Origin of the sequence: Methylomonas sp. HYX-M1 (assembly GCF_040741385.1) — a bacterium.
GTDB classification, from domain to species: Bacteria; Pseudomonadota; Gammaproteobacteria; order Methylococcales; family Methylomonadaceae; genus Methylomonas; species Methylomonas rhizoryzae.
Map to the genome: position 1 here is coordinate 4,380,573 of NZ_CP160405.1, position 19,302 is coordinate 4,399,874.

17 protein-coding genes are annotated in these 19,302 nt (G+C 52.4%); 12 read left to right on the plus strand and 5 right to left on the minus strand.

From position 1 onward, the window contains the following. Positions 1 to 274: 274 nt before the first annotated feature. Complete coding sequence (gene fchA / locus AB0A83_RS19675) at positions 275 to 904, minus strand: methenyltetrahydrofolate cyclohydrolase (protein ID WP_367155013.1); 630 nt, start codon at positions 902 to 904, stop codon at positions 275 to 277. Between the two features lie 9 nt (positions 905 to 913). Then, the gene (gene cysS / locus AB0A83_RS19680; protein WP_150051429.1) at positions 914 to 2,287 is read right to left on the minus strand and encodes a cysteine--tRNA ligase; all 1,374 of its coding nucleotides are present in this window, start codon (positions 2,285 to 2,287) and stop codon (positions 914 to 916) included. Positions 2,288 to 2,470: 183 nt separating this feature from the next. On the opposite strand from cysS, the gene AB0A83_RS19685 reads away from it, so the two are divergent. After that, positions 2,471 to 2,983 (plus strand): peptidylprolyl isomerase, encoded by a 513-nt coding sequence (locus AB0A83_RS19685; RefSeq protein ID WP_150051431.1) that lies wholly within the window; start codon positions 2,471 to 2,473, stop codon positions 2,981 to 2,983. Between the two features lie 60 nt (positions 2,984 to 3,043). Continuing rightward, positions 3,044 to 3,769, plus strand: a complete 726-nt coding sequence (locus tag AB0A83_RS19690) for a UDP-2,3-diacylglucosamine diphosphatase (protein WP_150051433.1) — start codon at positions 3,044 to 3,046, stop codon at positions 3,767 to 3,769. Between the two features lie 135 nt (positions 3,770 to 3,904). Here AB0A83_RS19690 and AB0A83_RS19695 read toward each other — a convergent pair whose 3' ends face one another. Together AB0A83_RS19695 and AB0A83_RS19700 are read right to left on the minus strand one after the other, a co-directional pair. Then, positions 3,905 to 4,105 carry a DUF2892 domain-containing protein gene (locus AB0A83_RS19695; protein ID WP_150051435.1) on the minus strand — a complete coding sequence of 67 codons (201 nt, stop codon included), beginning with the start codon at positions 4,103 to 4,105 and terminating at the stop codon, positions 3,905 to 3,907. A gap of 9 nt (positions 4,106 to 4,114) precedes the next feature. Further along, positions 4,115 to 5,392 carry an FAD/NAD(P)-binding oxidoreductase gene (locus AB0A83_RS19700; RefSeq protein ID WP_150051437.1) on the minus strand — a complete coding sequence of 426 codons (1,278 nt, stop codon included), beginning with the start codon at positions 5,390 to 5,392 and terminating at the stop codon, positions 4,115 to 4,117. A 218-nt stretch (positions 5,393 to 5,610) separates the two neighbouring features. Here AB0A83_RS19700 and msrB point away from each other — a divergent pair, with 218 nt between their 5' ends. From msrB to yrfG, 6 genes are all read left to right on the plus strand, one after another. Further along, positions 5,611 to 6,006: a peptide-methionine (R)-S-oxide reductase MsrB gene (gene msrB, locus AB0A83_RS19705; RefSeq protein WP_150051438.1), complete on the plus strand. Its 396-nt coding sequence runs from the start codon at positions 5,611 to 5,613 to the stop codon at positions 6,004 to 6,006. After that, entirely contained in the window at positions 6,003 to 7,301 is a 1,299-nt protein-coding gene (locus AB0A83_RS19710) for a M18 family aminopeptidase (protein WP_150051440.1), read from the plus strand. The genes msrB and AB0A83_RS19710 overlap by 4 nt, the downstream gene beginning before the upstream one ends. A 60-nt stretch (positions 7,302 to 7,361) precedes the next feature. After that, the gene (locus AB0A83_RS19715) at positions 7,362 to 7,937 is read left to right on the plus strand and encodes a YfiR family protein (RefSeq protein WP_150051442.1); all 576 of its coding nucleotides are present in this window, start codon (positions 7,362 to 7,364) and stop codon (positions 7,935 to 7,937) included. Next, positions 7,930 to 10,290, plus strand: coding sequence for an EAL domain-containing protein (locus tag AB0A83_RS19720; protein ID WP_150051444.1), 2,361 nt, complete (start codon positions 7,930 to 7,932; stop codon positions 10,288 to 10,290). The genes AB0A83_RS19715 and AB0A83_RS19720 overlap by 8 nt, the downstream gene beginning before the upstream one ends. Before the next feature lie 7 nt (positions 10,291 to 10,297). After that, positions 10,298 to 12,448: a TonB-dependent receptor plug domain-containing protein gene (locus tag AB0A83_RS19725; protein ID WP_367155014.1), complete on the plus strand. Its 2,151-nt coding sequence runs from the start codon at positions 10,298 to 10,300 to the stop codon at positions 12,446 to 12,448. A 78-nt stretch (positions 12,449 to 12,526) separates the two neighbouring features. Then, the gene (yrfG, locus tag AB0A83_RS19730) at positions 12,527 to 13,201 is read left to right on the plus strand and encodes a GMP/IMP nucleotidase (protein WP_150051448.1); all 675 of its coding nucleotides are present in this window, start codon (positions 12,527 to 12,529) and stop codon (positions 13,199 to 13,201) included. Here the strand turns inward: yrfG and AB0A83_RS19735 are convergent. Beyond that, the gene (locus AB0A83_RS19735) at positions 13,131 to 14,459 is read right to left on the minus strand and encodes a DEAD/DEAH box helicase (protein ID WP_150051450.1); all 1,329 of its coding nucleotides are present in this window, start codon (positions 14,457 to 14,459) and stop codon (positions 13,131 to 13,133) included. The two genes, yrfG and AB0A83_RS19735, sit on opposite strands and share 71 nt — an antisense overlap. A 101-nt stretch (positions 14,460 to 14,560) precedes the next feature. Here AB0A83_RS19735 and trxA point away from each other — a divergent pair, with 101 nt between their 5' ends. The 4 genes from trxA (at position 14,561) to AB0A83_RS19755 (ending at position 19,301) form a co-directional block, all read left to right on the plus strand. Continuing rightward, positions 14,561 to 14,887 (plus strand): thioredoxin TrxA, encoded by a 327-nt coding sequence (trxA, locus tag AB0A83_RS19740; protein ID WP_150051452.1) that lies wholly within the window; start codon positions 14,561 to 14,563, stop codon positions 14,885 to 14,887. A gap of 176 nt (positions 14,888 to 15,063) precedes the next feature. Beyond that, positions 15,064 to 16,320, plus strand: a complete 1,257-nt coding sequence (rho, locus tag AB0A83_RS19745; protein WP_150051453.1) for a transcription termination factor Rho — start codon at positions 15,064 to 15,066, stop codon at positions 16,318 to 16,320. Between the two features lie 160 nt (positions 16,321 to 16,480). Then, entirely contained in the window at positions 16,481 to 18,175 is a 1,695-nt protein-coding gene (locus tag AB0A83_RS19750; RefSeq protein WP_150051455.1) for an ABC transporter ATP-binding protein/permease, read from the plus strand. A 13-nt stretch (positions 18,176 to 18,188) separates the two neighbouring features. Beyond that, positions 18,189 to 19,301, plus strand: coding sequence for a glycoside hydrolase family 5 protein (locus AB0A83_RS19755; protein ID WP_150051457.1), 1,113 nt, complete (start codon positions 18,189 to 18,191; stop codon positions 19,299 to 19,301). The last annotated feature ends 1 nt before the right edge of the window (position 19,302 follow it).

A 19,302-nucleotide genomic window follows, 5' to 3' on the forward strand; every position in this document is an offset into this window, starting at 1 on the left:
GATGGGTGCCCCGGGCAAAACCGGTCGCGCGAAGTTGCGAATTAAACACGTTTTGAGCTCGGTATCACAGCGGCTAAGCCTAGACAAAGATCAAAATTTGTCCACCGTCACAAACCCTTTTGCGTTCGCCTGCTCAGCCGCGGCTGGCGGCAAGCGGGCATGGCCTGACCCCAGCCAGGTCAAACTCTGCTAAAACAACATTAGCGGGGAAACAAAACACTGCAGTAGCAAGCGGGTGATGCTTGCCACTGACTTGGGAAGGGGAAATCGAAGCTTACAACTTAGCCTGAACGATGCGGTACACGGCGCCGGACTCGTCCTCCGCATGGCGCATAATCTCGTCCAGCTCGGCCAACTTGGCCTCGGCAAACGCCCGGTCTTTCAAGGCAGCGGCGTTGATTTGCACATTCAAAGCCGCACTTTTCAAGCCGGCATAAGCGGCCATCACCGCCACGCCGGCGTCGCTGATCACACCTAAATTGCCTTTTTCCGCCGCGACCCGGCTCAAGGCTATCGCTTTTGCACACGCCCCGGCACAGGCTAACGGCACCTCGGTGGCTACCCGCAAGGCCGCTTGAATTTGCGCGTTGCGGACGGCTTTTTCGGCGTCGCCGGCTTTGGGCAAGGCGTAACAGGCCATTAACCGGTCGAATACCTCTATGTCGGCTTTGATCATGCCGGTCAAGTCTTCCCGGAGTTGCTCGGATTCGCGCAATAAGGCGACCAGTTCCGCCTCGACTTCGGCGTATTTAGGCTTGCCTATGGTCAAGTTGCACACCATGCTCACCAGCGCAGCCGCTTGCGCGCCCATCAACGCCGCGGCGCTGCCGCCGCCCGGCGTGGCTTGTTTGCCGGCCAATTCGTCTAAAAACCGGCTGAGCGGTTTATCTTTCATTTCCGTCATGACTGTTCCTTAATTTTCCCGCCGCCAAATGGTGTTACCGCCGGCTACGTCTTCCAATAGTATGCCTTGCTGTTTTAACCGGTCGCGAATCGCGTCGGCTTGCGCCCAATCCTTGTTGGCTTTAGCGACTTTGCGCGCGGCGATTTGCGCATCGATGTCCGTTTCCGACAATCCGCTGTCCAAGCCGCTGCCTTTTAAAAATTGTTCAGGATCGTCTTGCAACAAACCGAGGATGCAAGCCAAACCCTTTAAGGTAGCGGCCAACCCGGCTTTGTCGCTGGCTTTGTTGAGTTCCCTTGCCAGGTCGAACAACACCGAAAGCGCCAGCGGGGTATTGAAATCGTCGTCCATGGCTTGTTCGAAACGCAGTTTGTAGTCGGCGTCGATTACCGATTCGCCTATTTCCACGCCACGCAAGGCGGTATACAAGCGGGTCAAAGCAGCGCCCGCTTCATCCAATTGCTCGTCGGCGTAGTTCAGCGGGCTGCGGTAGTGGCTGGACAAAATAAAAAAGCGGATCACTTCAGGCCGGTATTGCTTCAGTACCTCGCGCACCGTGAAAAAATTGCCCAAGGATTTGGACATTTTCTCTTCGTTTACCCGCACGAAGCCGTTATGCATCCAGTAATTGACGAACGGCTCGCCGGTAGCGCCTTCGGATTGGGCAATTTCGTTTTCGTGGTGCGGAAACTGCAAATCCATGCCGCCGCCATGGATGTCGAAATGATTGCCCAAGCAGCACGTGGACATGGCCGAGCATTCGATATGCCAGCCGGGTCGCCCTTGGCCCCAAGGCGAATCCCAATACGGCTCGCCGGGTTTGGCCATTTTCCACAACACGAAATCCAAGGGGTCGCGCTTGGCATTGTCAACGTCGACCCGCTCGCCGGCGTTCAAATCCTCGGTGTTTTTACCGGACAATTTGCCGTAGCCCTCGAACTTGCTCACGCTGTAAAACACGTCGCCGTTGCTGCCGACGTAGGCATAATTGTTATCAATCAATGTTTCGATCATCGAAATTATGTCGCCAATGGAACTTGTGGCTCTGGGTTCGATATCCGGCGGCAGTACCGACAAAGCCCGCTCGTCTTCGTGCATCGCGGCGATGAAGCGCTCGGTTAACGCGCTGAAGTCCTCGCCGTTTTGATGGGCGCGCTGGATAATTTTGTCGTCGATATCGGTGACATTACGCACATAGGTTAATTGGTAACCGGCATGACGCAGATAGCGGGCCACGGTATCGAAAACCACCATCACGCGGGCGTGGCCGATATGGCAGTAGTCGTATACCGTCATGCCGCAGACGTACATGCCGACTTTGCCGGGTTGGCGCGGCACGAATTCCTGCTTGCTTCGAGTGAGGGTGTTATAGATTTTCAACATGTTGGGGAAAGTGGAATACAGCTAAAGACCCGGCAATCTATCAAGGTTGTGGCTTCTCTTTCAAGCCGAAAACACCTAGAATTCGTGGCTTGCAGCGAACACAAGGAGCTTTACATGCTGAGATTGCCTGCTTTTTTGATGCTGTTTTTGTCTTCAACCCTTTTATTTGCAACGGAAAAATCAATGTCCGATACACCCACCAAAGTCAAACTGACCACTAGTTTGGGCGCTGTCGTCATCCAACTGGACACCGCCAAAGCGCCGGTCACCACGGCCAACTTTATCGAATACGTCAAAAGCGGTTTCTACGACGGCACGATCTTTCACCGCGTCATCAAAGACTTCATGGCCCAAGGCGGCGGTTTCGACACCGGCTTCGAGCAAAAAACCACCCAAGCGCCTATCAAAAACGAAGCGGACAACGGCCTGAAAAACAAACGCGGCACGCTGGCGATGGCTCGCACCAACGATCCACATTCCGCCACTGCACAGTTTTTCATCAACTACAAAGACAACAGTTTTCTGGACTTTACTTCGGCAACTCCCAGCGGCTGGGGCTACGCGGTTTTCGGCGAAGTCGTCGAAGGCATGGACGTAGTCGACGAAATGGCCAAGCAACCGACCGGCAACCGCGGCATGCACCAAGACGTACCCAAAACCGACATCGTGATCGAGAAAGCCGAACTCGTTCAATAATGCCATGGCCGGATCGGTAGGCGCCGGTCCGGCGTTTCTCCCCCTTATTCATTTGCGGTCTTGAAACGCGAAATTTTATTCATCTCCGATTTGCACCTCTCCCTGGAAAAAACCGAGATCACTCGGCGCTTTCTGGAGTTTCTAGCGTCCCGCGCCCCCAGAGCCCGAGCGCTTTACATTCTGGGCGATTTATTCGACGCCTGGATAGGCGATGACGACAATACGCCGCCCATCCAGCCGGTCAAGCGGGCTCTCAACACGCTGGTTGCCAGCGGCACTGCGGTGTATTTGATGTTGGGCAACCGGGATTTCCTGCTGAGCCAACGTTTTGCGGCCGAAACCGGGGTAAAGCTATTAGGCGACTATGAACTGATCGACTTGAACGGCCGACGCACCTTATTGACCCACGGCGACTTGCTATGCAGCGACGATGTGCCTTATCAAGCTTTTCGGGCCAAATCCCGTAGCCCGGAGTGGCAACAAGCAGTGTTGAGCAAACCCTTATGGCTACGCTTGCTGGCAGCTAGATGGTACCGCTTGCGCAGCTATTGGCACAAACGGCAAAAGTCGGCGGAAATTATGGACGTCAATCCGCAAACCGTAGAACAAGCAATGCGCCAATTCGGGTGCTCGGTATTGATACACGGCCATACTCACCGGCCGGCAAAACATGAACTGATTATTGACGGGGTTCCGGCGCAACGTTGGGTGCTCGCCGACTGGAAAAAGGACCGGGCCGAGTGTTTGTGCTGGCATGGCAGCGGTTTTGCGACGGAACGCTATTAGGGGGAATACGCCCGCGCCTCAAACCCGGTAAAAAAATCCGGCAGCCTTTCGAGTTTCCCCGGGTACTGCCGAATGCTTACTATCTCCCGACTCTACGACATATGTGTTTTTATTTAGTTCCAACGTATCAAGCCGTTAAAACGCACAGCCCGATTTGACTCCAAACTTTTTCAGCACTATCGCCAACGGGCAAAAGCCGGTGAATGCCGCTTGCAGCAAATTGGCTCCCACGAACGCGGTAAACCATAACCAATTGGGCGAATGCCAATGCGCCAGCGCCAAGCTCAGTAATATGAAGCTACCGGCAAACGCCATCACTAAACGGTCGATAGACATTATCGCCTCCTATTTCAAGCGGACCACGCCCATAAATTTCAGCATCATCCGCTCGTAAAACGGTTCGCTGATGCCCTTTCTGACTTTGCGCATAAAATATTTTTCGAATGCAATTTTGGCCAAGTGCACCCATTTGCCGTGATTGGACCAGGTTGTGTTACGCGGCGGAATCTGCGGGACGGCCAGAAATGCGACGCCGGTATCGCCCAAATCCGCTAAACACAATGCGCTTAAACTCGGAATATCCGACGGTTCTTTACCTGCCAGTTCGTCGCGGATGTTATGCGCGGTCGCGGTAACCATGGATTCGATCATGTAACCGGTTTTAGGGGTACCGGTAGGTACCGGAGTTTTTTCGACCGGCGGCAGCGCCACGCACACGCCGACCGAATAAATGTTTTTAAAGGTCGGGTTGCGTTGGTGTTGATCCACCACTACGAAACCGCGCGGATTGGTTAAGCCTTCGACACCACAATTGCGCACCGCGTCCACGCCGGTAAATGCCGGCAACATCATCGAATGCTTGAACGGCAGTTCGTGCTTTTTCTTTTCGTTGCCGTCATCGTCGACTTCGGTCACATACATCATGCCCGATTCGATGCGTTCGACCTTGGCGTTGGTTATCCAGCGTATGGTTTTGTCGCGTAACACGCTTTCCAGCATACCTTTGGTATCGCCCACGCCGCCCAAGCCTAAATGGCCGATGTAGGGCTCCGAGGTAACGAAGGTCATAGGCACTTTGTCGCGAATCTTGCGTTTCCGCAGCTCGGTTTCGATAATCATCATGTACTCGTAAGCGGGTCCGAAACACGACGCGCCTTGCACCGCACCGATTACGATAGGACCGGGATCAGCCATGAAGCGCTCCCAATCGTCGGCGGCCAATGCCGCGTGATCCACATGACACACCGAAGAAGTAAAACCGCCGTGCGGGCCTAATCCCGGCACTTCGTCGAAAGCCAGACGTGGACCGGTCGCAATGACCAGATAATCGTATTCCACTGAAGTGCCATCGGCCAAATCCACTTTGTTGCCGGGCGGGTCGACCTTGACCGCCGCTTTTTGAATAAAATTGATACCTTTTTTGGCCATGACCGGCGCCAGCTCGATTTTTAATTCTTCCGGTTTACGCCACTTTGGCGGCACCCATGGATTGGAGGGCACGAAATGAAACGTTGGAGAATCCGAAATCACCACGACTTCGTGTTCTTTACCGAGCAATTCCCGCATTTCGTATGCCATAGGCACGCCGCCTATGCCGGCTCCTAGAATTACAATTTTCGCCATGACTATAACCTCTCTGATACGTTGATTAAAGCGTTTCGAAGCTGCGCGCTAAGCGCCTGGTTATTGTTGTGTACGCTCCGAAACCACCGAACCGTAGAATATTAGAATTTTATAATATATGCAAGTCCGGACGTTTTGCACCCCGTCGTAGACGCTTACCGATACTAGTCACAACGCGTACAATAGCCGAATCTTACTCTTATCTGTGCGGCCTCCAAATGACTAAATTAGAAAACGACCTAGAGCTGTGGCGGGAAAAACTATCGCCGGAACAATTCCACATCTGCTGGGAGAAAGGCACTGAACCGCCGTTTACCGGCAAATACACCGACTGCGAGACTCCGGGGCTATACCGTTGCGTTTGCTGCGGACACGCGTTGTTTCGCTCCGATCAAAAATTTCACTCGGGCTGCGGCTGGCCGAGTTTCTGGGAGCCGGTTAGCCCGGATGCCCTGCAAGAACACCAGGATCTGAGTCACGGCATGCGTCGGATCGAAGTCACCTGCGGCCAGTGCGGGGCGCATCTAGGCCATGTATTTCCCGACGGCCCGCCGCCGACCGGTTTGCGTTATTGCATTAATTCGGTGGTACTGGATCTGGAAGAAAACTCATGACTGCACGACAACAGGTGCAAGACCTGCTGAACTTTATCGACGCCAGTCCAAGCCCGTGGCATGCGGCGGAAAACCTTGGCCGCCGCTTGCAACAGGCCGATTTTCAGCGCTTGTACGAGACCGACGCCTGGTCGCTGACGGCAGGCGGACGCTATTATCTGGTCCGCGACGATTCCTCTATCGTGGCTTTCGTCGCCGGCGGCAAAGATCTCGCGCACACCGGCTTCAAAATTATCGGCGCCCATACCGATTCGCCCGGTTTACGCCTAAAGCCCAAGCCGCTTATAGAAAGCGACGGCCTGCTGCGCTTAGCCGTCGAGATATACGGCGGCCCGATAGTGGCAACGTTTACCGACCGGGATTTAAGCTTGGCCGGCCGGGTTGCTTATCGGGCAGAGAACGGCTCGCTTGCCAGCCGGCTGGTACGCTTCGAAAAACCCTTGCTGCGCCTACCCAATCTGGCTATCCATATGAACCGCGGCGTCAACGAAGACGGCTTGAAGCTGCAAAAACAGCAAGAACTGGCCTTGTTGTTTTCCCAAGCGAATCCGCAATTGGCTGCGAATCGGTTCGACGACTTGCTGCAAGACGCAACCGGGCTGGATAAAGAAAACCTGTTAAGCTGGGAATTCAACGTCTACGACACCCAACCGGGTAGTTTTTGGGGCGACGGCGACGCATTTTTTACCGATAGCCAATTGGACAATCTGGCCTCTTGCCATGCGGCGGTGAGCGCGCTTATCAGTGACAGTGCATTAACCAGCGGCAACACCTTGGTATGCGCGCTGTTCGACCACGAAGAAATAGGCAGCGAGACCTGCAAAGGCGCCGCCGGCAGCTTTTTGCCCGACGTTCTGGAGCGTGTCGCCATGGCAACCGGACTGGCTCCGCAAGGTTACAAGCAGGCGTTGGCCAATAGTCTGATGATCAGCGCGGACATGGCGCACGCCTACCAACCGAATTTTCCCGCTGCTTACGAGCCAAATCATAAGATAATCGTCAACCAAGGCCCGGTGATCAAAATCAACGCCAATCACCGCTATGCGACGCAATGCTTGTCCGAAGCCGTGTTTGTGGAGGCCTGCCGGCACACACAAGTGCCTTATCAAAAATATGCCCATAGGGGCGATTTACCTTGCGGCAGTACCATAGGCCCGATTGCCTCGGCGAAGTTGGGGATAGCCACGGTGGACGTCGGCAATCCGATGTGGGCCATGCATAGCATCCGGGAAAGCGCCGGGGTAAAAGACCATGGCGACATGATTACGGTACTTCGCCATTTTTTGAGCAATTGATCACGTAAAGCCAAACTTCGGCTATCTTTGTCGGAAGATTTCTTACGATAGGATGCCACCTTGCCCCACTTCGCGACTGACGGTTTATCAGCCAAGCTGATAAACGCCGTCTATCGGATTGTATTGCCGATATATCTATGCATCGGCTTGGCTCAAGCAGACGACAGCCTCGAATATAAAATCAAGGCCGCCTATCTCTACAACTTTACCAAGTTCATATCCTGGCCAAGCATCGATCCGGATACCTTCAATATTTGTATCGTCGGCGTAGATCCGTTCCAGCATTATCTCGATAGCGTCGAGAGTAAAACCGCGCTCGGCAAACCGATCCGGGTTTTGCATTTCGAGGACGGTTCCCAAGCGCGTAACTGTCAAATTATCTATTTCGACGACGCGCAGGCAGCCAACATACTGTCGCCTGCAGCGCATACCTTGCTGGTAGGAAGCTTGCGCAACGGCTTAACGGTTTCCAGTCAACCTTTTTTTGCCGAATCCGGCGGCATGATCGGCTTCGTATTGGAAGAAGGCAAAGTCAAATTGCATATCAACCTTAAAGCCGTAAAAGATGGCGGCCTAAATATCAGCGCCAAACTGATAGAAGTATCGTCACTGGTTGGAGAAAACAGCCGTGACTAAACTGCTTGCACGCTTTTCGGTAAAAGCCAAATTATTCACTATCGCGCTGGCATCCAGCTTCTTCGCCTTGTTGGTGACCATTTTGATCCTGGTCGCGATTAACGTCACCGAAGTCAAACGTAAGGCGCAAAGCGACTTTACCGCTACCGCGAACTTGATCGCCAACCGTAGCGTCGCGGCCGTGATGTTCGACGACCCCAAAACTGCCCAGGAAAACTTGAACTCGTTGACCGAGTTGCCTGAACTGCAAAATGCCTGCGTATTCAACAAATACGGTTTGCTTTACGCATCGCTAAATCGTCACGCCACCCTCTGCCCGAAACATGTGGAAGACAGCGCCAACCGCATCAACCGATTGGCGTTATACGTTTATCAGCCCATGCTGGTGGATGACGAGAGAGTGGGTACGGTTCTGATTATTGCCGACCTCAGCGTGACTTTACTCAGGCAATTACAGTTCATCGGCTTGATACTGGTCGTGTTGTTTATAGCCCTATTCGCGGCCTTTCTGTTAAGCGTACCGCTATTCAACCAAGTCGCTAAACCGATCGCTTTACTGGCCTCCACCGCGGAAAAAATCAGCAGGAGCCACGACTATTCGCTACGGGTAAAAAAACACAGCAACGATGAAATCGGCATTTTGGTGGATTCTTTCAACAGCATGCTGGACACCGTAGAGCAAAAGAACGACAAACTATTATCTTTAAAAAACAACTACCAAGCGCTGTACGACAACAATCCGACCATGCTGTTCGATTTGGATGCCAACGGAGAAATCCAGTCGGTCAATCAATTCGGCGCCAAACAAATCGGTTTAAGCCCAACTGAAATACAAGGCCTGTCGATCTTTGAATTCATTCACCCGGAAGATGTGAAAGACAGCACGGCATTTTTCAACATCTGCCGCGAGTATCCCGACCATGTGCATAAACAGGAAAAGCGCTTCATCTGTAAAAACGGCAGCGTGATCTGGGTCAGGGAAACCTGCCGATTCATAGAAATCGAACACAACATCCAACGCATGCTGCTGGTCTGCGAAGACATTACCGAAACCCGCCGGCTAGCGGACAAAATTGCCTATCAAGCCAGCCACGACGAATTGACCGGCCTACCTAACCGGCGCCAATTCGATATTAATATTCAAAACCTAGTCAGTCAGGCGCACGCGGACGGCAGCGAACACGTGATGTGCTATTTAGACCTGGACCAGTTCAAAGTCGTTAACGACACCTGCGGCCATCTGGCGGGGGACGAATTGTTACGCCAGCTTGGCGAGGTTTTAAAACAAAACGTCCGAAAAACCGACATCTTAGCCCGCTTAGGCGGCGACGAATTCGGCATTTTGATGTCGCACTGTCAGGTCGAACAAGCGGTGATCGCCGCCGATAAATTTCGCAGCGTGATCCGCGATTTTCAATTCGCTTGGGAAAACCGCAGTTTCAGCATCGGCGTCAGCATCGGCATAACAGCCATTAACCAAATTAGCGGCAACGCCGTGGACATTCTTAAGAAAGCCGACGCAGCCTGTTATGCCGCCAAAGAAAAAGGCAGAAATCGGGTGCACGTCTTCAATCCGGACGACGAGGAATTGGCCGTTCGGCAAGGCGAAATGCAGTGGGTGGAAAAAATCCGCTTAGGGATTGAAGAAAACCGCTTCAAATTGTTCGGCCAATTGATCGTGCCTGTCGACGATAAGGGATGCGGTTTGCATTTCGAAACCCTGATCCGTTACATGGATGAAAACGGCAGCATCATCCCCCCGGGCGCATTCTTACCGGCCGCCGAACGTTACGGCATTGCCCCGGCGCTGGATCGCTGGGTCATCGAAAACCTATTCCGGCATATCAGCATTACGGAAGGTTTCAGCGAACGGCTGGAGTTGTGCTCGGTGAATCTGTCCGGCTTATCTCTGTCCGACGAAACCATGCTGGCCTTCATTGCCGGCCAATTCGAAAAATGGCAGGTTCCGACCGGGAAAATTTGTTTTGAAATCACCGAAACCGCGGCGATAAGCAATTTATCGTATGCCCGCCATTTCATCGAATCGTTACGCGATAAAGGCTGCCGGTTTTCACTGGACGATTTCGGCAGCGGCCTGTCGTCTTTTGCCTATTTAAAAAACCTGCCGGTAGATTTTCTAAAGATAGACGGCCTATTTGTCAAAGATATCTTAGAAGATCGCATCGATTGGACTATGGTTAAAGCCATCAACGAAGTGGGTCAAGTCATGAATAAAAAGACCATCGCCGAATTCGTAGAAAATCAGGACATCCTCAATCTATTGAAAAGTTTGGGTGTCAATTTTGCGCAAGGATACGGAATTGCCAAACCCATACCTCTTCAAGACCTGTAATCGCACCATGCAAAGACGCTTCCAACTGCGCCTCGTTCTGCTGTTGCTGGGAATCTGCGGCAAAGCTGTCGGCGACAGCGAAAACATGGACGAGCTATTGACGCTTTCGCCGGCCGAACTGGCGGAAATACCGGTAACGATCGCTACCGGCACCGCCACCAATCTTTCACACTCAGCCGCGGTAACCAGCGTGATTACCGCCGAGCAAATCGCTTCGATGGGCGCAACCGAATTGCACGAGGTCCTGGAAACCATTCCGGGCATGCACGCGACGCTGCAACCCGTGAACTACGATTACAGCTATAGCTTGCGAGGCATACAAAATACCGGCAATTCACAAGTACTGATGCTGATAGACGGCACCCGATTTTCGGTGCCCTATCAAGGTACTCACATGGCGGGCATGGAGATTCCCGTTAGAAACATTCAGCGCATCGAAGTGATCAGAGGCCCCGGTTCCGCGCTGTACGGCGCCGATGCCTTCGCCGGCGTCATCAATATCGTCACGAAAAAAGCCGCCGACCTGGACGGTTTGTCGATAGGCGCACGCGGCGGCTATGCCGATACCAAAAGCAGCTGGGCGCAATACGGCGGCTATTGGCAAGGCTGGGATGTCGCCGCCAGCTTACAATACAGTCACAATGGCTATGATGCGGACCGTATTATTCAGGCGGACCTGCAATCGCAATTGGATGCCGCTTTAGGTACCCGAGCCTCACTGGCGCCCGGCCCCATGCAGGACCAAAACGAACGTTGGAACGGCCACCTGAATCTGCAACGCAAACATTGGCAACTCGGGTTTTGGGCTTTCGATACCAACGGCGGTTTCCGCGCCGGAGCGGCGGGTGCCTTGGATAATTTGGGCAAACGCACCGGCAGCAATTATCTTGCCGATCTACGTTATTCAACGGAAGATTTATTCGGCGATTGGGAACTACAGGCCCACGCCAGTTTTTTACACACCGACGTCAACGCCGACATCTATAGCTTTCCACCCGGTGCCGTTTTACCTCTCAGCCCCGACGGCAACATCACAAGCAACATTACCGCTGCCGATACGCGGTTTTTTCGTTTCAACGATGGGGTACGTTTTATTACCGGACTGAAAAATACGGTGCCCAGTTTTGAACTAACCAATTTATACAAGGGTTTTACCGACCACCTGATCCGCGTAGCCGGTGGTTTCCGTTACGAAGAGCTTAATTCGCAAGAATCCCGAAATTACGGCCCGGGCGTCATCGATACGACAGGCCTTCCGAATTCGGCCATCTATACCGCCGGCGGCATTAAAGACCTTACGGGAACGCCTTATACCTTCATTGCCGACCATCACCGCGATATTTGGTCTATCGCCGCGCAAGATGAGTGGCAAATCGCCGCAAATTGGCAGTTGACCACCGGTTTGCGCTACGACCACTATTCGGACTTCGGCAATACGGTCAATCCTCGCGCCGCGCTGGTATGGGACATCAACTCCGATCTCACGGCCAAAATTTTGTACGGACGCGCATTTAGAGCGCCCAGCTTTCTGGAACAATATCAACAAAACAGCCCATTGTTTACCGGCAATCCCTCCTTACGCCCGGAAACCATACAAACCACCGAGCTCGCATTCGACTATCGGCCGACTTACAACCTGAGAACCGCGTTAAACCTATATTATTACGAGATTAAAGATGCTATTCGACCGGTAATGTCCAACCGGGGCGTACTGTCGGCCGCTAACACGGCCGGTCAAAACGGCTACGGCAGCGAACTCGAATGGGATTGGCGCATCACCCAAGACTGGAATTTTCGCGGTAACTACGCCTGGCAATACGCCAGAAACCAGGATAGCCACAGCCGGGTCAGCAATGTCCCCGAACACCACGTATACGGGGCAGTTGCCTGGAGTTTTATGCCGAAATGGCAAATACAAACCCAGCTCAATTGGCTAGGCCACCGAATTAGCGATGCCGGCGATCCGAGAATATTGAAAGATTACTTCACCATCGACGTAACCTTGAATGCAAAGCGCTTATTCGGCCATTTGGATTTAACCGCTTCCGCGCGCAACCTGTTCGATGCAGAAGGTGCGGAGCCTGCGACCTCGAGCTATCCATACAACCTCCCCATCCCCGGTCAAAGCTACTATCTGGAAGCATCGGTGCATTTTTAATGCACCCGAATTTAAACTTAAACATTGAATGCATAAAACGCTCCTTCCGTCGAAAGTCTTACTCTGGAAATCTAAGCGATGCTGAACTGGAACACAATCGACACGGTGCTGCTGGATATGGACGGCACGTTACTGGATTTAAATTTCGATAATCACTTTTGGCAGGAATTCGTGCCGTTGCGTTTTGCCGAACTGCATGACTTGTCGCTAGAGGAAGCCAAGCGGCAACTTGCGCCCCGCTTTAAAGCAATGGAAGGACGGCTGGAATGGTATTGCCTGGATTATTGGAGCCGGGAATTGAGTCTGGATATCGCCGGATTAAAACACGAGCTAGCCGGTTTGATTGCCGTTCATCCGCACGTTGTAGATTTTTTGGAGGCTGCCAGAAACGGCGGCAAGCGTTTGATATTAGTGACCAATGCCCACCGCGACAGTTTGGCTCTGAAAATGGATAGGACCTGCTTACACCAATTTTTCGACGCCATCGTTTCGTCGCATGATTTAGGCATGGCCAAAGAACAGCAAGGCTTTTGGCTAACATTTCAACAAAACTATCGCTTCGATAAACTGCGCACTCTGTTAGTCGACGACAGTTTAGCGGTATTACGCTCCGCTCGGGCATTCGGCATTGCCAACCTGATTTCGATTGCCCAACCGGACAGCCGGCAACCCAAACGGGAAATCATTGAGTTTCCGGCAATGGAGGATTTTCGGGCGTTACTGCCGGATCTGCATCCGATTTCGGCTTTTTAAACTCCCAAGACTTACGCTGATCTTTGGACATTCGGCGTTTCTCGAAGGGTAGAACCCGTTCTCTGGGCTCCCGTTTGCCCGGCTTGATCACCTCATCGGCCAACAATTGTGCCGTGATCGGTTCGACCGGAATTTTTTCCCCAATATATTCCTCAATATCCGGCATAGAGTAAGCGTATTCCTCGCAAATGAAACTGATAGCTTCACCCGACGCACCGAAGCGCGCCGTCCGGCCGATTCGGTGCACGTAATCTTCCACGTCTTGCGGCAAATCGTAATTGAATACATGCGATACGTCGGGAATGTGCAAGCCGCGCGCGGCCACATCGGTCGCTATCATCAAAGTAACTCGATTTTCCTGAAAGTCGTTCAACAGACGCTGACGCTTTTCTTGCGGGACGTCGCCGCTGAGTAAAGCCGTTTTGTATCCGTTTGCTTGTAGGTAATCGTCCAACAGTTCGGCACAACGCTTGGTGTTCACAAACACGATGCTGCGTTGCGGCTGATGACTCTTCAACAAACCCAACAGCAGCGGAATTTTTTGCTCGTTAGCCGGACAATAGCCTAACTGCTTGATTGCTTTAGAAGTTACTTCCTCCGGCTCGATGCGTATCATCACCGGATTATTCATATGTTCGTAAGCCAGCTCGGTCACCTTGTAAGATAAGGTAGCGGAAAACAATAAATTCAAACGCTTTTCGGGAACCGGCATCCGCCTTAACAAAAAGCGTATGTCCTTGATAAATCCCAGATCGAACATACGATCCGCCTCGTCCAGCACCGAGACTTGTATATTGTCTAAGCTAAACGCCCCTTGTTTATAAAAGTCGATGATACGGCCGGGCGTGCCGATAATAATATCGACGTTGGCCTTGAGTTTATCCAACTGCTTTTGATAATCGGTGCCGCCGTATATCAACGCGAATTTTAAATTCAAATACTTACCGAGCAGCAAGGCATCTTTATGGATTTGTATCGCCAATTCCCGTGTCGGCGCCAGAATCAACGCCCGCGGATTCTTGATCTTTTCACTTTCGTCATTAATCAGGCGCTGGAAGGTCGCCAGCAAAAAACTGGCGGTTTTCCCGGTACCGGTTTGCGCTTGTCCGGCGACGTCCCTGTCTCGTAAAGCAATCGGCAAAGACCTATCTTGTATCGGCGTACAATGAATAAACCCGGCCTCTTTCAAGCCCTTGACAATAGAATCGGACAATTCCAGATTACTAAAACGCGTTTCAGTGACATGTGCTTTTTTCATAACCGAATAGCATATCCTAAAATCCAATTCCGTTGAAATCGATTGACAATTGCCGAGCGACGAAACTATAGTTTTCACTTTAAAAATTATTGGAGAATGGCGTGAGCGACCTAGTCCTTCATGTATCAGATGCAGATTTCAACGATTCCGTCCTTAAAGCCGGCGGTCCGGTTTTAGTCGATTACTGGGCTGAATGGTGCGGCCCATGCAAGATGATCGCGCCAGTTTTGGAGGAAGTAGCGGCCGAATATCAAGGCAAATTAACGGTAGCAAAACTCAACATCGACGAAAACCCCAAAACCCCTCAACATTACGGGGTTCGCGGTATCCCGACATTAATGTTGTTCAAAGGCGGCGAAGTGGAAGCCACCAAGGTTGGAGCCTTGACCAAGTCTCAACTGACTGCGTTTATCGATAGTAACATCTAATACAGAATACCTACACGCCGGACTTATCACAAAACGTTTTGATAAGTCCGGTTATTGAGCTAAAATCTGCAGCGCTTGCTGCATACATACTCCAGCTTCCGAATTAACCCCAACCTGTACCTCTTGTCGTAAACGGTTTCATGCCGTTTGCTTTTCTTCACGCCAAACAATCTGCTATGAATCTTACCGAGTTAAAGCTTAAACAAGTCAGTGAAATCATTTCTATCGCGGAGTCTCTAGGACTCGAGAACATAGACAGGGCACGAAAGCAAGAGTTGATATTCTCCATTTTAAAGAAGCAAGCGAAAAGCGGCGAAGACATATTTGGCGACGGGGTATTGGAGATCTTGCAAGACGGCTTCGGTTTTTTACGGACTCCGGGCTGCTCTTATTTAGCCGGTCCGGACGACATTTACGTCAGCCCTAGCCAAATCCGCCGCTTCGGACTACGCACAGGCGACACCGTCAGCGGCAAAATAAGACCCCCCAAAGAAGGCGAACGTTATTTCGCCATGCTGAAAGTCGAAAGCATCAACTTCGAATCGCCGGAACAAGCTAAAAATAAAATTTCTTTTTCCAACCTCACCCCATTATTCGCCAATAAACGTTTCCGCTTAGAACAAGGCAACGGCACCAGCGAAGACTTAACCGCCAGGATGATAGACTTGGTCGCGCCTATCGGCAAAGGCCAACGCGGCTTGATTGTATCCCCGCCCAAAGCCGGCAAAACCATGATCATGCAAAGCATCGCGCATGCCATCGCCGAAAAAAACCCGGAATGCTATCTGATCGTGTTGCTGATCGACGAACGCCCCGAAGAGGTTACCGAAATGGAGCGCTGCGTGCGCGGCGAAGTGGTTTCCAGCACCTTCGACGAACCGGCGACCCGACACGTACAAGTCGCCGACATGGTAATCGAAAAAGCCCGCCGCCTGGTAGAACACAAGTTCGACGTGGTTATTCTGTTAGACTCCATCACCCGCTTAGCCCGTGCTTACAACATGGTCGTGCCGTCGTCCGGCAAATTGCTGTCCGGGGGGGTTGATGCCAACGCCTTGGAAAAGCCGAAACGCTTTTTCGGTGCAGCGCGTAACATCGAAGAAGGCGGCAGTTTGACCATTATCGCCACGGCATTGATCGATACCGGTTCACGCATGGACGAGGTGATCTTCGAGGAATTCAAAGGCACCGGTAACATGGAACTGCATCTGGAGCGCAAAATCGCCGAAAAACGCATCTATCCCGCCATTAACATCAACCGCTCCGGCACCCGCCGCGAAGAGTATCTGGTAGACCCCGACGAACTACAAAAGACCTGGATACTACGCAAAATTCTGCAACCCATGGACGAATTGGCCGCTGCGGAATTTTTATTGGGCAAACTCAGAGATTTCAAAACCACCGCCGAATTTTTCGATTCGATGAAACGCTAGATAGAAGGCAGCAACCTTTCCGATAAACGACAACCTAGAGGCTATACCCCTGCGACGCATCTGCGCGTCGCTTCGCTGTTCGAACATGGCCGAACAATGAAGTTGTTATTCATTCATTGAATTTGTATATTGCCCGCTCAAGCTATATAGGAGTTCGGCATTGCAAACCACCAGCAGATTTTTCGTCCAATTTGTTCGCCTTGCCGGACCGTATTGGAACTCGGAAGACAAAATATCGATCAGGCTGTATTCCCTGGCGCTCTTCGTACTAACGGTTTTGCAAATCGTGATCTCGGTGGTGATCACCATCTGGAGTGCCGACTTGTTTGACGCCCTCGACCAGCGCTCGATGTCCAGGTTGTTCACTCAAATCGGTTTGATCATTCTGATTTTCATCGCCAACATGGCGGTTACCGCCACGCATTTGACGGTAAAGCGCCGGCTTCAGCTAGGTTGGCGCGGCTGGTTGACGGACAAACTGATAGAACAATGGATGAACGACGGCCGTCACTACTTGGTGACACACATTCCGGGCAAACACGATAATCCCGACGGACGTATAGCCGAAGACGTACGCATCGCCACCGAATATGCACTGGACTTGGTTCATAGTTTAGTCTTCAGTCTAATGCTGTTGATTAGCTTCACCGAAATCCTTTGGGATTTATCCGGCACCCTGATATTAGACTTAGGGATTATCGAGATACCGATGCAAGGACATTTGGTCTGGATTGCCATGATGTATGCCGCCAGCGCCTCGGTGTTGGGCTGGTGGATAGGCAGACCGTTGACCAAAGCCACCGACGACAGACAAACCGTGGAAGCCAACTTTCGCTTCGCCTTAGTCAAAGCCCGCGAGAATTCGCAAGCAATCGCCCTCATCCACGGCGAGCGTCATGAAAACCCGCACTTCCATCGCCGCTTCGGCGACATCGTCAACGCCTGGAATTTGCAGACCAAAGCCTGGCAGCAAATCATGTTGTTCAGTTCCGGCTACTCGGTGCTGTCCATGGCTTTTCCTATCCTGGTCTCCGCGCCCCGCTACATTCTGGGCAGCATCACCCTGGGCGCCCTGATGCAATCCGCCCAATCCTTCCAGCATATGGTCTCGGCACTTTCCTGGCCGGTGGATAACATGGGCAGGGTTGCCGAATGGCGCGCATCGGTAGAACGAGTATTGGGCCTGGTCGGCGCACTCAGTCAACTGGAGCGAGAAATTGCCAAACCGGATCCGCACCGGATCCGCATAGAAAAAAAACAGCGATCGGTTCTACGTTTCAACAACTTGAGCCTGTGCCGACTGGACGGCTTGGTATGCATACCCTTGCTGAACGAAGAAATAAATCCCGGCGAAAGAGTGCTAATCCTGGGTAACACCTTTACCGGCAACAAATTATTCAAGGCAATTGCCGGCTTGTGGCCTTGGGGCACCGGCTGTATCGAACTACCGGACGACGAACCCTTATTTTTCATGCCGCCGCGCCCCTTTTTACCGACCGCAACCTTGCGTTCCGCGATATGCTACCCGTCCCAAGCCCGGGACTTCAGCCAGGAGGAATTGGAAGACGCCTTAAAGATCGCCGGAGTGGCCGACTTGATCCCCCAGCTGGACGACTTCGGCGACTGGGAAAAAACCCTGGAAAGAGAGCAGCAACAGCGCCTCGGCATGGCCAGACTGTTATTGCAGCGCCCCAAATGGATCATGATGCAAGAAGCATTCGATTCGCTAAACCCCGAGGGCGAAGTCGATATGATACGCATCATCAATAACAAGCTGCCTCAATCCACCCTGCTGACCATCACCAAACAACCCACAATCCAAGCCATGCACCAACGCCGCATCTTGCTGCCGTAGCCCGGACCGACTCATGCCCTCGACTTCAACTCCTAGCAAATTACGCGGCGTCAATCTGGGCGGCTGGTTGGTGTTGGAAAAATGGATGACGCCCAGCTTATTCGCCGGCATGACTGCGCGCGACGAAACCGACTGGTGTGTGGAACTCGGCAAACAAGCCGAGCCGAAGTTAAAAAGCCACTGGAAGAATTTTATCGGCCTAGCCGATTTTGCTTGGCTGGCCGAGATCGGCATCAACGCGGTGCGCATCCCGGTCGGTCATTGGCTGTTTGCCGACGATTACCCTTATCACCCCAGTTACGGTAAAGTCCGTTATCCATACGTGGCCGGCGGCTGCGAATTCCTGGACCAAGCCTTCGTCTGGGCACAACAGTTTGATTTACGGGTAGTGCTGGACTTACACGCAGCTCCCGGCTGCCAAAACGGTTTCGATAACGGCGGCATCCAAGACGTCTGCGAATGGCATACTCGGCAGGAATATATCGACTATTCGCTGCTGACCTTGGAACGGCTGGCTCAACGATACGGATGCAGCCCGGCACTACACGGCATAGAAGTTCTGAACGAGCCGCGCTGGGACATCGATACTACCTTACTCAAGCGCTATACCTTGGACGCATACCGACTGATTCGCAAGCACTGCCCGGCAGAGCGGGTCAGCGTGGTCTTCCACGACGGTTTTCGCAGTTTTCGGGATTATCAAGGCTTTATGTCCGGCCCGGAATTTCCGAATGTCATCTTCGACATCCACCGTTACCAATGCTTTATAGCTGAAGACGCCCGGTTGGACATTTTCGGCCATCTACACAAAACGGTCACCGACTGGAAGGACGAAGCAGAGGATATCATCCGTCACTCCGGCCTACCCACCTATGTCGGCGAATGGAGTTTAGGCCTGGACTTAAAAATGCTGGAAACCTGGGCGGCCGGCGCCTTCGACCATCGCCAAACCCAAATGGACGCGTTTCAATTGGACATAAGCTACCGCGGCTATGCCGCTGCGCAATTGGCTTGTTTCGAGAAATATTTAGGCTGGTTTTTCTGGAGCTACAAAACCGAAACGATGCGGCACTGGAGCTTTCGCGATTGCGTTGCCGAAGGCTGGCTACCGCAACGCTTCGGCTGAC

What these genes read in the sequence shown, in the direction of transcription:
- fchA (WP_367155013.1), bottom strand. Translation starts at nt 904, where the DNA reads ATGACGGAAATGAAAGATAAACCGCTCAGCCGGTTTTTAGACGAATTG.
- cysS (WP_150051429.1), bottom strand. Translation starts at nt 2,287, where the DNA reads ATGTTGAAAATCTATAACACCCTCACTCGAAGCAAGCAGGAATTCGTG.
- AB0A83_RS19685 (WP_150051431.1), top strand. Translation starts at nt 2,471, where the DNA reads ATGTCCGATACACCCACCAAAGTCAAACTGACCACTAGTTTGGGCGCT.
- AB0A83_RS19695 (WP_150051435.1), bottom strand. Translation starts at nt 4,105, where the DNA reads ATGTCTATCGACCGTTTAGTGATGGCGTTTGCCGGTAGCTTCATATTA.
- AB0A83_RS19700 (WP_150051437.1), bottom strand. Translation starts at nt 5,392, where the DNA reads ATGGCGAAAATTGTAATTCTAGGAGCCGGCATAGGCGGCGTGCCTATG.
- msrB (WP_150051438.1), top strand. Translation starts at nt 5,611, where the DNA reads ATGACTAAATTAGAAAACGACCTAGAGCTGTGGCGGGAAAAACTATCG.
- AB0A83_RS19710 (WP_150051440.1), top strand. Translation starts at nt 6,003, where the DNA reads ATGACTGCACGACAACAGGTGCAAGACCTGCTGAACTTTATCGACGCC.
- AB0A83_RS19725 (WP_367155014.1), top strand. Translation starts at nt 10,298, where the DNA reads ATGCAAAGACGCTTCCAACTGCGCCTCGTTCTGCTGTTGCTGGGAATC.
- yrfG (WP_150051448.1), top strand. Translation starts at nt 12,527, where the DNA reads ATGCTGAACTGGAACACAATCGACACGGTGCTGCTGGATATGGACGGC.
- AB0A83_RS19735 (WP_150051450.1), bottom strand. Translation starts at nt 14,459, where the DNA reads ATGAAAAAAGCACATGTCACTGAAACGCGTTTTAGTAATCTGGAATTG.
- rho (WP_150051453.1), top strand. Translation starts at nt 15,064, where the DNA reads ATGAATCTTACCGAGTTAAAGCTTAAACAAGTCAGTGAAATCATTTCT.
- AB0A83_RS19755 (WP_150051457.1), top strand. Translation starts at nt 18,189, where the DNA reads ATGCCCTCGACTTCAACTCCTAGCAAATTACGCGGCGTCAATCTGGGC.